This window comes from Chitinophaga silvisoli (assembly GCF_003412465.1).
In the GTDB taxonomy this organism is placed as follows: Bacteria; Bacteroidota; Bacteroidia; order Chitinophagales; family Chitinophagaceae; genus Chitinophaga; species Chitinophaga silvisoli.
In genome coordinates this window covers 366,072-381,005 of the sequence record NZ_QTJV01000002.1, presented here as the reverse complement: position 1 = coordinate 381,005, position 14,934 = coordinate 366,072, and the positions used below count along the sequence as shown (strand labels likewise).

The 14,934-nt window shown below is 45.6% G+C and carries 10 protein-coding genes; 5 read left to right on the top strand and 5 right to left on the bottom strand.

Annotated elements, in window-relative coordinates; all coding sequences use genetic code 11:
• Window positions 1-61: 61 nt before the first annotated feature.
• From gyrB to DXN04_RS35750, 3 genes are all read right to left on the bottom strand, one after another.
• Window positions 62-2,041: a DNA topoisomerase (ATP-hydrolyzing) subunit B gene (gene gyrB / locus DXN04_RS07640; RefSeq protein WP_116852737.1), complete on the bottom strand. Its 1,980-nt coding sequence runs from the start codon at window positions 2,039-2,041 to the stop codon at window positions 62-64.
• 145 nt (window positions 2,042-2,186) lie between these two features.
• Window positions 2,187-3,866, bottom strand: coding sequence for an AsmA family protein (locus DXN04_RS07635; RefSeq protein WP_116852736.1), 1,680 nt, complete (start codon window positions 3,864-3,866; stop codon window positions 2,187-2,189).
• A 340-nt stretch (window positions 3,867-4,206) separates the two neighbouring features.
• Window positions 4,207-4,386 (bottom strand): integrase core domain-containing protein, encoded by a 180-nt coding sequence (locus tag DXN04_RS35750; protein WP_116852735.1) that lies wholly within the window; start codon window positions 4,384-4,386, stop codon window positions 4,207-4,209.
• 204 nt (window positions 4,387-4,590) lie between these two features.
• Here DXN04_RS35750 and DXN04_RS07625 point away from each other — a divergent pair, with 204 nt between their 5' ends.
• Window positions 4,591-5,502 carry a helix-turn-helix domain-containing protein gene (locus DXN04_RS07625; RefSeq protein ID WP_158568896.1) on the top strand — a complete coding sequence of 304 codons (912 nt, stop codon included), beginning with the start codon at window positions 4,591-4,593 and terminating at the stop codon, window positions 5,500-5,502.
• Window positions 5,503-6,015: 513 nt separating this feature from the next.
• On the opposite strand, the gene DXN04_RS07615 is transcribed toward DXN04_RS07625, so the two are convergent.
• Window positions 6,016-6,480, bottom strand: a complete 465-nt coding sequence (locus DXN04_RS07615; protein ID WP_116852732.1) for a PepSY-like domain-containing protein — start codon at window positions 6,478-6,480, stop codon at window positions 6,016-6,018.
• Between the two features lie 278 nt (window positions 6,481-6,758).
• Here DXN04_RS07615 and ileS point away from each other — a divergent pair, with 278 nt between their 5' ends.
• On the top strand, window positions 6,759-10,109 hold the full coding sequence (ileS, locus tag DXN04_RS07610) for an isoleucine--tRNA ligase (RefSeq protein WP_116852731.1): 3,351 nt from the start codon (window positions 6,759-6,761) through the stop codon (window positions 10,107-10,109).
• Window positions 10,110-10,114: 5 nt separating this feature from the next.
• Window positions 10,115-11,167, top strand: coding sequence for a TraR/DksA C4-type zinc finger protein (locus DXN04_RS07605; RefSeq protein ID WP_116852730.1), 1,053 nt, complete (start codon window positions 10,115-10,117; stop codon window positions 11,165-11,167).
• A 96-nt stretch (window positions 11,168-11,263) separates the two neighbouring features.
• Here DXN04_RS07605 and DXN04_RS07600 read toward each other — a convergent pair whose 3' ends face one another.
• Window positions 11,264-13,093, bottom strand: coding sequence for an ABC transporter ATP-binding protein (locus tag DXN04_RS07600; protein ID WP_116852729.1), 1,830 nt, complete (start codon window positions 13,091-13,093; stop codon window positions 11,264-11,266).
• Between the two features lie 145 nt (window positions 13,094-13,238).
• On the opposite strand from DXN04_RS07600, the gene rbfA reads away from it, so the two are divergent.
• Together rbfA and DXN04_RS07590 are read left to right on the top strand one after the other, a co-directional pair.
• Window positions 13,239-13,613 (top strand): 30S ribosome-binding factor RbfA, encoded by a 375-nt coding sequence (gene rbfA / locus DXN04_RS07595; RefSeq protein WP_116852728.1) that lies wholly within the window; start codon window positions 13,239-13,241, stop codon window positions 13,611-13,613.
• 17 nt (window positions 13,614-13,630) lie between these two features.
• Complete coding sequence (locus tag DXN04_RS07590; protein WP_116852727.1) at window positions 13,631-14,857, top strand: ABC transporter permease; 1,227 nt, start codon at window positions 13,631-13,633, stop codon at window positions 14,855-14,857.
• The last annotated feature ends 77 nt before the right edge of the window (window positions 14,858-14,934 follow it).

The following is a 14,934-nucleotide window of genomic DNA, read 5'->3' as shown; positions in this document are numbered from 1 at the left end:
GTATATCAGAAATAAAAAAGACTGGCCGGAGCCAGTCTTTTTCGCTTATATAAAATTAAACTTAGGCATCGATCTTCGCATACTTTGCGTGAGATTCGATGAATTCTCTACGGGGAGGTACTTCATCGCCCATCAGCATACTAAATACGCGATCTGCTTCGGCAGCACTTTCAATAGTTACCTGTTTCAGGGTACGGTTATCGGGGTTCATGGTAGTTTCCCACAGCTGTTCTGCGTTCATCTCACCCAAACCTTTATAACGCTGGATAGTTACGCTATCTTCCTTACCATTAGCCAGTTGCTGGATCGCTGCTTTACGGTCTTCTTCCGTCCACGCATAGATCTGCTCCTTGCTCTTCTTCACCAGGTACAGTGGCGGCTGCGCAATGTAAACATAGCCCTGTTCTACCATCGCCTTCATATAGCGGAAGATGAACGTGAGGATCAGTGTCGCAATGTGACTACCATCCACGTCGGCATCCGTCATGATGATCAGCTTGTGATAACGGAGTTTAGCCAGATTCAGTGCTTTATCATCTTCTTCAGTACCGATGGTAACCCCAAGGGCGGTGAAGATATTCTTGATTTCTTCGTTTTCGTAGATCTTATGCTCCATGGCTTTCTCTACGTTCAGGATCTTACCACGCAGTGGCAGGATGGCCTGGAAGCTACGGTTGCGACCTTGTTTCGCTGTACCACCCGCGGAATCACCCTCGACCAGGTACAGTTCACATTTTTCAGGATCGTTCTCAGAGCAGTCAGCCAGTTTACCAGGGAGACCACTACCACTCAGTACACTCTTACGCTGTACCATCTGCCTTGCTTTACGCGCAGCTTCACGGGCCTGGGCAGCAAGCACTACCTTATTGATAATAGTTTTGGCTTCACGCGGATGTTCTTCCAGGTAAGCATCCAGTACTGCGGCTACAGAACTGTCTACCACACCCATTACGTCGGAGTTACCCAACTTGGTTTTGGTCTGACCTTCGAACTGTGGCTCAGGTACTTTTACGCTCACGATGGCACTCAGACCTTCGCGGAAGTCATCACCGGTTACCTCTACCTTAGTCTTTTCAAACATCTTGTTCTTATCACCATAGCTTTTGAATACACGGGTGATAGCACGGCGGAAACCGGCTACGTGTGTACCACCTTCAATGGTGTTGATGTTATTTACATAAGAGAAGATGTTCTCAGAGAAGGAGTCATTATAGATCACCGCTACTTCTACGGACACATTGCTGGCAGCATCGAGGGTCTCTACAAAGATTGGATCTGGCAACAGGGGATTACGACGACCATTGCGATCCAGCATAGATACAAATTCGACAATACCACCTTCGCTGTAAAAGGTTTCGCTCACAGAGTTACCATGATCGTCTTTCTCACGGTCGTCCGTCAGAACGATACGGATCTTCCTGTTCAGGTAAGCCAGTTCACGCAGACGGCCAGCCAGGATCTCCCTGTTGTAGGTAGTATCCTTGAAGATCTCACCATCTGGTTTAAAATGAACAGTGGTACCTGTAGTATCGGAAGTACCGATTTCACGTACCGAGTACTGGGGGATACCACGGGAATACTCCTGTTCGAACAGCTTGCCCTCACGTTTTACGGTTACATGCAGCAGGGTACTCAGTGCGTTTACGCAACTCACACCCACACCGTGCAGACCACCGGAAACCTTATATGTGTTTTTGTCAAATTTACCACCTGCGTGCAGTACGGTCATTACCACTTCCAGCGCCGAACGGCCTTCTTTGGTATTCATCCCTGTCGGGATACCGCGACCATCATCCACTACCTTGATCGAGTTGTCCTCACAAATAGTGACTTCTATATTTTTACAATAACCTGCCAGCGCCTCATCGATTGAGTTGTCCACCACTTCATATACAAGGTGGTGAAGACCTTTAACGCCAATGTCACCAATGTACATCGCAGGGCGTTTACGCACCGCTTCCAGACCTTCCAGTACCTGAATACTATCCGCATCATAGCCGCCTTGGGCTGGAGTAGTTACTTGCGCTAATTCTTCGCTCATATTTGGGAGAAAATGTAGTTTAGAATTGAATTCTCGTGAATTGTGCAAAAATACGAAAAATGAGCCTTATTTCAATGTTTAATGTGCAAATAAAATGATGTATCGATGGGTTATTTTTCCACCTCGATTATTCACATGTCAAATATTATATAGGTGAGTGCTCCCCGAGCACCGTTTCCTTGATCCCCGTAAAAAGTGTTTTCCATACCAGGTTAAAGAACGATTTATTGGGATCCCTGGTATATTTGGGATGAGCAATTCTAACCTGTCCCTTACCGGGGTTTTCGTCCTTTATGACCAGCATATTGGCTATAAAGCTGATCAGGCCTTTCTTTTTGAACTCATGACTGCCCTCTTCCTTTTTCAGGATACTGACCTTCAGGTCTGAATAAAGGAATTTCACCTCACCTTTAGCACCCTGTTCATTACCTGTCATGCTAAAGCTCAGGTCGTTGATCTTGCAGGACTTCACCTCCACCATCCCAAGTGGTTTCAATACTGGGTTGAGTTCCTTTCCATCCATATCCTTTACCTGGCCGGTAACGGAAAATGCGCCATTGTTGTTTTTCAGGCCAAAGCCAAAATGGGCTTTTAGCTTACCACTTTTCATGAGTACGGCATCCAGGTCGATGGTGAGCATGGGTTTGCGGGCAATGACGGTGTCAATATTGGTAACATTCCTGAATATGCCATGTACCTGCTTGAAACTGAGTTTTCCTGCCTCCTGCGATTTGGGGTTGATTTCAGTATAAAGAATGTCCGTTCGCTTCCCGACGATGGTATCTATATTAATAGGTAAGGCTACTTTTAGCAGTATCTGGTTAGGAAATTTCCCCAGTTTATTGCCGGGCGAAGGGGGCAGGTTACGGTTATGGTAGATATCCAGGTTCCCGCTGTTGATCACCACCTTTCCTGCCTGGAAGATCTGGTCTTCCAGGAGTAAGCGGGGTTCCAGGTTTGTAATGTCAATATTATTCAGGTGTACATCAAAGCGATCCCGCTGGTAAACGGATTTGATATCGAACTGTTCCCTGTTGTAGCGGGGGGCTACCTGGAACTGCCCTATTTTGATGCTTCTGTCTTCCGCACTGTAATGAACATCTCTCACATGCATCCAGTACAGGCTATCCGGGGTGCGGTACTGGTAATTTTTCAGGTCTAATATATAGTTACGGGCATACAGGAACCGTGTAGGGTCCTGGAGCGCCACGGAGTCAATCAGGAAATCCTTGACCTGTACACTCAGTTCATTGAGCTGGGTGTAGATGAGGCTACTGTCTTTTTTGATATAGGTGTATTTCAGGTTAGTGTTGTCGAGGACCAGGTTGCCCAGGTGAATCGAGGAAATTTTCTTCGAAATATTCTGGTAGGCATTTCTTGGCTTTGTCGTATCGATATTTTGGGTATTGAGTTCCAGTACAAAACTGGGGTTGCGTAGAACTAAGGAGGTGGCGCTCAGCTGTTTTTTGTGGAAGTAACGCCATACTTTGAAATATTTCAGGCTGATTTCGTCAGCACTGAAAGTATAAATGAAGCGGGGAGCCCTGTGCTCCTGCTGTAAACGGGCGTAAACGGCGGAATCCTTTACCAGGCTAACTTTTTCAAGTGCAAGGCTACCTGTGATGAGATTGAGGTGCATTTGGTCGTAACGGAGGTTGTACAGGCTGTCCGACATGTCCAGCACATAGCTTTTCAGCTGAATGCGGATCTGCTTATCCCAGCGGTGGGCCAGGTACCAGGCAGTTGCCATAATTAAAAGGATAAAGCTGGCCAGAATGATCAGGGCTTTCTTCCAGAACCGACGTATAAAGGACTTTCTTTCCATTAGGGATGAGTGAACGAATTTCATACCAGTACGCACTCATTCGTAAAAGTAACGCATGTTATTTTAAAAAGGCCCTATATGAAAGGGTAAAAGCCGGGTTTGTTTCTTGTCGGAAATAGGGGTATTCCCCTTGTTTCCCGTAGATATTACGCATATATCCCGCAGGTAATCCGCCTCTTTTAGAATGCGGGTTATTGGCGGGATATCTGCGGGTTATCTGCGGGTTATCTGCGGGATATTTCCCTTAGAAAGCACAGTGTCTTAGTACAGAAAAACCTTACAGTTGACGTATTGTATGCAGAATTAGCTTTACAGGTTGGAAGTTGGTTCAGCGAGCGCTTTACAGGTGTGAATTACTCATTACTTTGTTTCTTTTCTTCCATTTTGAGGACAAAGCGCCCTTTTTTGTATATGCCTCATTGGGTGTCAGGTAGTTACAACTCATGTGCGGTCTGACACGGTTATAATAATCAATGGCCTTGCTAACGGCATTAAGCGCCTCTCCGTAGGTCTTAAAGATCTTTAGTCATTATCCGAATATAGGTTCACACAAGGGTTAAGGAATCCTGTTAAAAGTTTACAATGTTTGAAGGAATAATCCGGCACCGGGTTTCCTTTTGGAAACCACGTGTTTTGGTCACCTTACTGTCATAATCGTTTCCGTTAAAATATGATTGACTATTTTTGTCGAGGTTTTAACAATAGATCAGGAAAATTGAAAGAGTTGCAGGACATACTAACATTGGCTATCCGCCAGCCGGCTATGAGCGACCAGCTTGAGTTGGCTGTATCTGATAGCGTGGCGGTACCTGACTGTCTCGATTTCACATTGCAGCGGTTTACATATGACCGTCCTTTGCCAGTAGACGATGTAGCGATGGTAGTGTATCAGCCGGCAAAAAGAGGTCAGTCTGCAGCTGTGGAGCTACGTTATTGTGTAGCCGGGAACAAATATTGTCAAAATCCAGGATGTACAGACCAGGTTTGCGCACATAAAAAGGATAACTGCAATCAAAAGCAGCCTTCCATCGACATGATTACGGTGCGTTTTCAGCCGTCGTTTATACAAACCCTGCAGAAGGGCTCTTCAACGAGTACCCTGTTTGACATGCAGTCACGTAAGCCTTTCGTAAAGACAATAGCGCCCAGTACCAAGTCAAAACAGGTATTGGAGCAAATGGTACATCATAACTATGATGGGGCTTTGAAGAATATCTTTTTGCAGAGCAAGGCATTAGAGCTGTTGTTATTCAGCTCTGACCAGTTTGTGCAGAATGATACAGATGACCGTTTCGGTTGTCGTTTCCTCACCCACATGGAAGACCGTGGAAAGATCGAGAAGGCAAAGGATATCCTGCTGGAGCAGCTGGATGCACCTATTACCATTCGTGATCTGGCCCGTAAGGTAGCCATGAATGAGTGTTACCTGAAGAAAGGGTTCAAGGCGATGTATGGTACCACCATTTATGACTATTTCCAGAAGGAAAGAATGGAGAAGGCCAAGGGCCTGCTGTACGAAAAGGGAATGAGTGTGAGTGAGGTAGCGATCCTGATGGGCTATTCCTGTATTTCCCATTTTTCCACTGCGTTTAAGAAACACACCGGATTGAAGCCATGTGAATTGTTATTGCGCTAATAATCAACTTATTATATTAAAAAGCCCCCTGTCAAACAGGGGGCTTTTTAATTTGGGAACAGTGATTTTCCTTTTTCGATCATTAGTTTTCCCGAATTGAAAAAGGATCTGTGAAAGATTGCTGCATCTTTGTATCACGATCGGCAGATATCTATCCTGATCATCCTTATAAGCTTCCTTATCAGATTTGACCATGGGGAAGGCTTACCGGGCAAAAGATTTGAGTAAAGCCATTATTTTGCACCTCAAACACGATATTTGACCTTTTGAAAGTGCATTTTTTGTCAGGTAAGTCTTCTACCGTAATTACATAAAGCCGTCTCGAACTACTCGAGACGGTTTTTATTTAGAATTTTAAATGCGAAAAAAAGGGTTCACCAGCGGTGAACCCTTTTTTTATGTGTTGCGCACAAATAAGATCCAGGTATTAATACAAAAAGAAAACCCCGCCCAAAAGAGCAGGGTCTGTCCTATTTATCCCTATACCTATGAAATACTAATTAGTGAAAGTAATCATTCTGCAATGGTACCAGCCTCATTAATCAACACTGCTTTTTCTGTACCGTTGTCCTGAATATTTACCTTATAATAAGAAGCAACATCTGACCTTTCAATTTTCCAGCCATCTTTGATGGTGGCGGTCGGATACTTCGCTTTTACACCTGTTGCAACTGCCGGGGGCAGGTTTGCTTCTGTGTAATTGCTGCGGGTTGCTAACCATTTACCATCTTTATCAAACTCTGCTGCTGTCTTCACTTCATCTTTGGTAAAGTTCGCTACCCAATTGCCTCCGTAGTTTTTAGTCCATCTGGCGTCCGTACCTGCAAAGTTCTGTTGAAAAGATTCTTTTACAACTGCCGGAGCGACCATTTCTGTCTTAGCAACTACTTTCTTTGATTTTTTTGCTGATTTTTTTTGTGCAAAAGTTGTGCCGGAAGTTACAAGTGCCACAAAAAATATAAAAACTAACTTTTTCATAAAAGATCAGATATGGTTTATCAATTATGGTTTATCAATCTTTTGGGTTAAGTTTTTCAACTTATCTTTTTCTTCCGACGTTAGTTACCAAAACAATGCCAAGATTCAATAGCGAACCAATGCACTGTAAAAATACAAAAAATATTCAGCAATTAAAATCAAATGGTTTACTTCTTTGTTTTTAGTCCCGGTTTCCTTATAAGAGCCGGCTAAAATCCGTAACTTTGCAGAATTTTAATCAACTCACTTATTAACGTCAAAGGGCGCATAATTGTTTTATGAGCAGCAAATATCAGGAATATAATCAGCTGAATTTACCGCAGATAGCGAAAGATGTATTGGCTCGTTGGGAACAGGAGCAGGCTTTCGAGCAGAGTGTTTCCCTGCGGGAAGGCGCGACCCCCTTCGTTTTTTATGAAGGTCCGCCAAGTGCTAACGGCTTACCGGGCATTCACCATGTCATTAGCCGTACACTCAAGGATCTTGTGTGCCGTTATAAGACTATGCGCGGTTTCCAGGTAAAGCGCAAAGGCGGTTGGGATACCCATGGTCTCCCTGTGGAACTGGGTGTAGAAAAAACGCTCGGCATTACTAAAGAAGATATTGGAAAAACTATTTCTGTTGAAGAATATAATAAGACCTGTCGTACTGAGGTATTAAAATATAAAGATAAATGGGATGACCTGACCCGTCAGATGGGTTATTGGGTAGACCTCCAGAAACCATACATCACTTTCGAAAATGATTATATCGAAAGCCTGTGGTGGTGCCTGCAGACATTATATAAGAAAGGCCTCCTGTACAAGAGCGTGAGCATTCAGCCTTACTCTCCTGCTGCAGGTACAGGTCTGAGCTCACATGAACTGAACCAGCCAGGTACTTACAAAGATGTAAAGGATACTACTGTCGTTGCCACTTTCAAGGCTATCGAGTCAGACAGATCCGCATTCCTCTTCGAAATTGCCCGCAAGGCAGACCCTGCTGCTGAAATCTTCTTCATGGCGTGGACGACTACCCCATGGACCCTGCCTTCCAACCTGGGTCTGACTGTAGGAGCGAATATCGAATATGCGCTGATCCGCACTTTCAATCCATATACCGGTCTGCCACAGTTTGTCATTATGGCAACTGCCCTGACTGGCAAATACTTTAAGAAAGAGGGTGAAGACGGCGATTTCGCTGCCTATAAAGAAGGTGACAAAGTAATCCCCTGGCAGACCCTGGCAGTCTTCAAAGGCAGTCAGCTGGAAGAAATCCGCTATGAGCAGCTCTTGCCATATGTACAGCCTGAAGAAGGAGATCCTTTCCGTGTCATCATCGGCGATTTCGTAACCACCGAAGATGGTACCGGTATCGTACATACTGCGCCTGCTTTTGGTGCGGACGATAACAAGGTGGGCAAAAAATATGGTATTGGTATCCTGACCCTGGTAGACCGTCAGGGAAAATTCCTGGATACCGTGGGTGAGTTCGCTGGCCGTTATGTGAAGAATTATAAAAGCGACCCGGATTACAAGGACGTAGATGTAGATATCGCTGTAAAACTGAAGAAAGAAAACCGCGCTTTCAGGGTAGAAAAGTATGAACATACTTATCCTCACTGCTGGCGAACAGATAAGCCTGTATTATATTATCCGCTGGATGCCTGGTTCATCCGTACTACTGCCCTTAAAGACAGGATGGTGGAACTGAATAAAACCATCAACTGGAAACCTGCTTCTACCGGTACCGGTCGTTTTGGCAACTGGCTGGAGAACATGGTAGACTGGAACCTGAGCCGTAGCCGTTATTGGGGTACCCCACTGCCGGTTTGGCGTACAGAAGACAATGAGGAAGAGATCTGCATCGGTTCCGTGGCAGAACTCCGTGAAGAACTGTCAAAATCACTGGCAGCAGGTGTCATGAAAGTACCTGCCAATCAAAAGGATGAAGCTGCTTATATTGAGCACCTTACCTCTGATCTGCACAAGCCATTTGTCGATAATATAATATTGGTAAGTGCATCTGGTAAACCAATGCGCCGTGAACCAGACCTGATCGACGTATGGTTCGACAGTGGGGCGATGCCTTATGCGCAATGGCACTTCCCATTTGAGAATAAAGAAACTTTTGAGCAAAATTTCCCGGCCGATTTCATCGCTGAAGGTGTGGATCAGACCCGTGGATGGTTCTATACCCTGCATGCGCTCGGTAGCATGCTGTTCGACAGCGTAGCTTACAAGACTGTGGTATCTAACGGGCTCGTCCTGGATAAGAATGGCAACAAAATGAGTAAAAGGCTCGGCAATGTGGTCAATCCATTCGAGACTTTGGAAAATTTTGGGGCAGATGCCACTCGTTGGTACCTCATTACTAATGCTTCCCCATGGGATAGCATGAAATTTGATATTGAAGGCATCCGTGAAGTACAACGCAAGTTGTTCGGCACCCTGTACAATACTTATAACTTCTTTGCCATGTATGCGAACCTGGATAACTTCGGTTTCAGGGAAGCATATATCCCGCTGGAACAGCGCCCGGAAATTGACCGCTGGATCATTTCCCTGCTGAACACGCTGGTGAAAGATGTTACAGGATTCTTTGATGAATACGAGCCAACTCAGGCAGGAAGGGCTATCCAGACCTTTGTAGACGAACATCTGAGTAACTGGTATGTACGTCTCTGTCGTCGCCGTTTCTGGAAGGGGGAATACGAACATGACAAGATCTCTGCTTACCAGACGCTGTTCGAATGTCTCGAAACCCTCTCCAAACTGATGGCACCCGTATCCCCGTTCTTTGCAGACTGGTTATTCAACAACCTGAATCAGGTAAGTAAACGTAGCGACAGGGTGTCTGTACACCATGTGGACTTCCCTGCAGTAGTCACTGCAGCGATCGATGCTGAACTGGAAGAAAGGATGCAGCTGGCCCAGGATATCAGTTCCCTGGTATTGTCTCTCCGTAAGAAGGTAAATATTAAAGTACGCCAGCCCTTACAGAAGATTTTAATCCCTGTTCAGGATGGACATCTGAAAGATCAGGTGGAAAAAGTGGCTCACCTCATAAAAAGTGAAGTCAATGTGAAAGGTATTGATTATCTTACGGAAACCGCCGGTTTCATCAAGAAAAAGATCAAGCCAAACTTTAAATCCCTGGGGAGTAAAATGGGAGCAAAAATGAAAGCAGTAGCAGCAGCTATTACCGCTTTCACTGATGCCGATATAGCCGTATTGGAAAGGGACGGACAGTTTAACTTGCTGATCGATAATGAGCAACTGCCTATAGTGTTATCTGACGTTGAGATTATTTCAGAAGACATTCCTGGTTGGACTGTAGCTAATAAAGGCGCCTTAACGGTAGCGCTGGATATTACTATTACTCCCGAGCTGCTCGATGAAGGTAATGCCCGTGAATTGGTAAACCGTATTCAGAAAATCAGGAAGGATAATGATTTCGAACTGACTGACAGAATACAGGTAAAAATGGCGGCCGCAGAAAGCCTCAAGTCCGCGATTATTAACTATAATGACTATATTTGCACGGAAATTTTGGCAGATAGTGTGGAATTAGTGCCGGAATTACAGGATGGAGTTGAAATTGAAGTTAATGATTTGACATTTAATGTATTAGTTAACAAAAAAAGCTAATCCCCATGGCAACAGGCAAAAAAGTTGCTATTAGTAAGACCCATAAGGCAGCACCGGCTTCTAAAGCTACGGTAAAGCAGGCTACACCCGCAAAGAATGCGGCCCAGGCATCCACTGCTAAAAAGGCAGCGGTCCAGGCTGAAAAATCAACTGCGAAGACTGTAACGTCGAAAGCCCCCGCTAAAGCCGCTAAACCGGTTGCTTCCCCAAAGGCTGTTGCCAGTAATAAAACAGTTACAAAAGCATCCCCTTCCAGCAAATCTGTAGCGAAACCAGCACCTGCAAAGGCTGTACCCGCAGCTAAGCAGCCCGTTAATAAAGCTACGGCTCCCGTTAAGCCGGCAGCTAAGAAAGTGCCTGATACAAAGCAGAAAGTAGTTGCGCCTGTCGCACCTGCTGAAAAAGAAAAACTAATTTCCAAGCCAGAAGAAAAAGAAGTAATAATGCCAGTAAAGAATAATAAAGAAAAAGACGAGAAGGAAAAAGCGGTAGCGAAAGATGCCGGCAAGAAAACAGCTGAAAAAGCGCCTGCTAAAACAGAAAAAGCTCCGGTGAAAGCCGAAAAACCTGTTGAACGTGTGGAGAAAGCTGATAAGAAAGCCGGTTCCAAAGCTAACACCCTGGTTACTTACCAGCCCGAGTTCACCAAGTCCGTACTGGATCAACCTGAACAACCTTCCGGACCTATCTACCGTTACAGCGATGCTGACCTGCAGGAATTCAAAGACCTGATCATGAAAAAGCTGGAAGCAGCTAAGAAAGAACTGGTTTACCTGCAAGGCCTGATCACCCGCAAGGATGAAGCTGGAACCGACGATACCGAAAACAAATACATGAGCATGGAAGATGGTTCCGGTTCCCAGGAAAGAGAACAGCTGAACCAGATGGCTAGCCGCCAGATCCAGTTCATCGACCACCTGGAGAAAGCCCTGGTGCGTATCGAGAACAAAACTTATGGTATTTGTCGTATGACAGGTAAGCTGATCGATAAGGCAAGACTGCGTGCAGTACCTCATGCTACCCTGAGCATTGAAGCTAAGTTGGCTAAGAGCAAGTAATTTTCTCTTCTATAGATAAAAAGAAAGCCCGGATGTACCATCCGGGCTTTTTCTTTGCAATATTATCGCGGTAGCTGATGTCTGATGACATCCGGCTTATTTAAATTCCTGCATTTCTACCAGCTTCTTGTAGATTCCATTCACAGCAATCAGTTCTTCGTGCGTACCCTGCTCCTTAATCTCGCCCTGGTCCATTACCACAATAATGTCCGCATGCTGGATGGTAGATAAACGGTGAGCAATCACGATGGTCGTACGGTTTTCCATCAGTTTGTCCAGCGCATCCTGCACCAGTTTTTCTGATTCCGTATCCAGTGCAGAAGTCGCTTCATCCAGGATCAGGATGGGCGGGTTCTTGAAGATCGCTCGTGCAATAGTGAGACGCTGCCGCTGACCACCGCTCAACTTCATACCCCTGTCCCCTATCACGGTATCATAACCATCGTCCTGCTTTATAATAAACTCATGTGCATTGGCAATCTTTGCCGCCCTGATCACTTCTTCTTTGTCCGCATTTTCTTGTCCGAAGGCGATATTATTAAAGATAGAGTCGTTGAAGAGGATCGCTTCCTGCGATACCATACCCATGATAGCGCGCAGGTCGTGCATCTTTACATCACGGATGTCCTGGCCATCGACCATGATCTTACCACCCTGTACATCGTAGAAGCGTGGCAGCAAATCGGCCATGGTGGTTTTACCGGCACCGCTCTTGCCCACCAGCGCCACCATCTTGCCTTTCGGAATGGTGAGACTTACATTCTTAATAACAGGAGTTTCATTGTACCTGAAAGTGATGTTGTCGTATACGATGGAGTCAGTAAAGCCAGGCAGTGATTTTGCATTCGGTTTATCCTTGATGGGATTGTCGAGGTCGATAATGCGCAATACTCTTTCGCCGGCTGCCAGACCTTTAGGCAGTGCCGTAAAGGCAGAACCTATGTTCTTGGCCGGTGCAAGGATCTGGAAATACAGCGCCAGGTAACCAATGAACATACCCGGATCCAGGTTGCTCTTATGATTCAGGATCAGGTATCCACCATACAGCATGATGATCACTACTACCAGTACACCCAGGATCTCGGATACCGGGGAGGCCATTTCACGCTGGTTCTGGATGTTCTTGACTGTCTGGGCAAAGGCTGAGTTATCCTTGTCAAACTTTTCACGGATGAACTTCTCCCCGTTGAAAGCCTTGATGATGCGGATCCCTGACAAGGTTTCTTCTGTCACGTTCAGCAACTTCCCCAGCAAACCCTGACTAATATTGGATTGCCGCTTCAGTTTCTTTGACACACTGCTGATCAGCCAGCCGGAGATCGGGAAAAATAAGATAGTGAATATGGTGAGTTCCTTGGAAATAACAAAGAGTGCAATAAAGGTGGAGATGATCACCAGGGGATCCCTGAACAACGTTTGCAATGAAGTCACCACAGAGTTTTCCACTTCCACAACATCAGAGCTGATGGTAGAAAGCAGGTCACCCTTACGTTCGTCATGAAAGAAACGGAGGGACTGGGTGCTGAACTGTTCGAACAGCCTGTCACGCATCTTCTTCACCATGCTCACACGCATACGGGTCAGTACTTTCTGGCTCAGGTAACCAAAGAGGTTTTTGAGTACGATGGTAGCAAACAGTACTATACATACATATACGAGCACCCCGAATTTACCGGCCTCTGTAGTCAGCTGCTGGTTGAGGTAATAATAGAAAACATCTTTTAAGTACCCGAAGCTCACAGAGAATTCAGGCATCTGGGTCACGATCTGCTGATGCCCCGTGTCAAACAAGGCATTCATCATGGGGATGAGCAGGGTAAAGTTCATGATTCCCAGTAAGGAATAGAGGATAATATAAACAATGTACTCCGGAACGTAGTGGTGATAAGGTCGTGATAAATCCAGCAACCTAAAAAATGTCTTCATCTTTTACTTTATTTTATATCGTATCGCGCATGCGTGTTTCCTTATCTTTGCCAGAGAGATTTGGAACAGGGCTGCAAGTTACTACAATATTAATAGTGATGTTCCCCTGGTTTCTTTACATCTCAATATTAACAATTCGTATAATATGCAGGAAAGCAAGAGACAGAAACAAATTGGACAACTGTTACAAAAAGAACTCAGTGATATATTCCAGCGTCATGGATTCAATGTGATAGAAGGAGGTATGATCTCCATCTCCGCAGTTCGTGTGACCCCGGATCTGCTGGAGGCCAGGGTGTACCTGAGCATGTTCCAGATCAGGGATAACCACGAGATGATCAACCGCATCAAGGAACAGATGGGTGTGATCAAAAGAGACCTGGGAAATCGTGTAGGCAAGCAGTTGCGCCGTATTCCGGAAATTACCCTCTTCCTGGATGACACGCTGGATTACGTGTTCAAGATGGAAGAGCTGTTCAAGAAGATTAACGATGACGATGCCGGGAAGGAAAACAAATAGGAATTTAAGCTAAAAGTATGATCTGGCAGTTCGCATCCCGGTATTTCAGGGCCAAAAAGAGTACTAATGCCATCAATATTATTGCATGGGTGAGCGTATCGGCTATTGCAGTCGGTGTAGCGGCCCTGATTATTGTTCTCAGCGTATTCAACGGCTTTGAGGGACTGGTCAAGTCATTGTATTCCTCCTTTTATCCTTCTGTGAAGGTGAGCCCGGTGAGCGGGAAATCTTTGCACCTGACACCTGCTCAGCTGAAGCAGATAGCGGGAACAAAGGGGGTGGCGTACATGACAGAAGTGATTGAGGAAAAAGCCGTATTGCGATATGGGGATGGCGATCAGACGATTGCTATCCTGAAAGGTGTGGACAGCAATTATAATAAAGTGGCAGCGGTAGACAAAAGCATTGCCCGCGGCCATTATGATACGGGCGATGAACTGGCTTACAGGGCAGTATTGGGCCTGGAGCTGGAAATGGCGCTGGGTGTGGATGTGGAGAGAAGCCTGGTACCCCTCACCGTCTACCTGCCCCGTCGTAATATCACGAGTGTGACTACACCCGAAGAGGCCCTCGGCAGTGGCATCCTCTACCCTGCCGGTTCATTTGCTATACAGCAGGAGTTCAACAGTAAGTATGTGATCACCAATATTGCCTTCATGAGAGGGGTATTGGGGATGGCAGCGGATGAGATGTCGGCACTGGAGGTGAAGGCAACGGCCGGTGTGAGTGACAATGAGCTGAAGGCAAGACTAAAGCAGCTGCTGGGCGATGGCTATCATTTAGAAACCAGGTATGAACAGAACCAGTCCCTGTATGCGATTATGCAGACAGAGAAGTGGGCCGTATATGTGATCATGTCATTTATAATGGTGATTGCAGCATTCAATATGATTGGTTCATTGTATATGCTGGTCATGGAAAAGCAGAAGGACATTACTATTCTGAAGGCCATGGGGGCAAGAAGCAGTCTTATTACAAAGATCTTTTTAATGGAAGGACTGATCATTGCTATGATTGGTACCCTGATAGGTTTTTTCATCAGTATTACCTTTTGTGTATTGCAGGACCAGTTTGGCTTAGTGAAGCTGGAGGGACAATCATTCCTCGTAAGCTCCTATCCGGTAAGCATGCACCTTACGGACTTTTTGCTTGTGAGTATCACTATAATCTTAATAGGCCTGGCCGCCAGCTGGTACCCGGCGCTCCGCGCCGGCCGGCAGCAAGTGGCCTTAAAAGCAACATAGCCACTTTCATATTGCGGTATCAGCCAGCGTCAGCTGGCTGATACCGCGCAGAAAAAAACAGGCCAGTCACGAAGTGA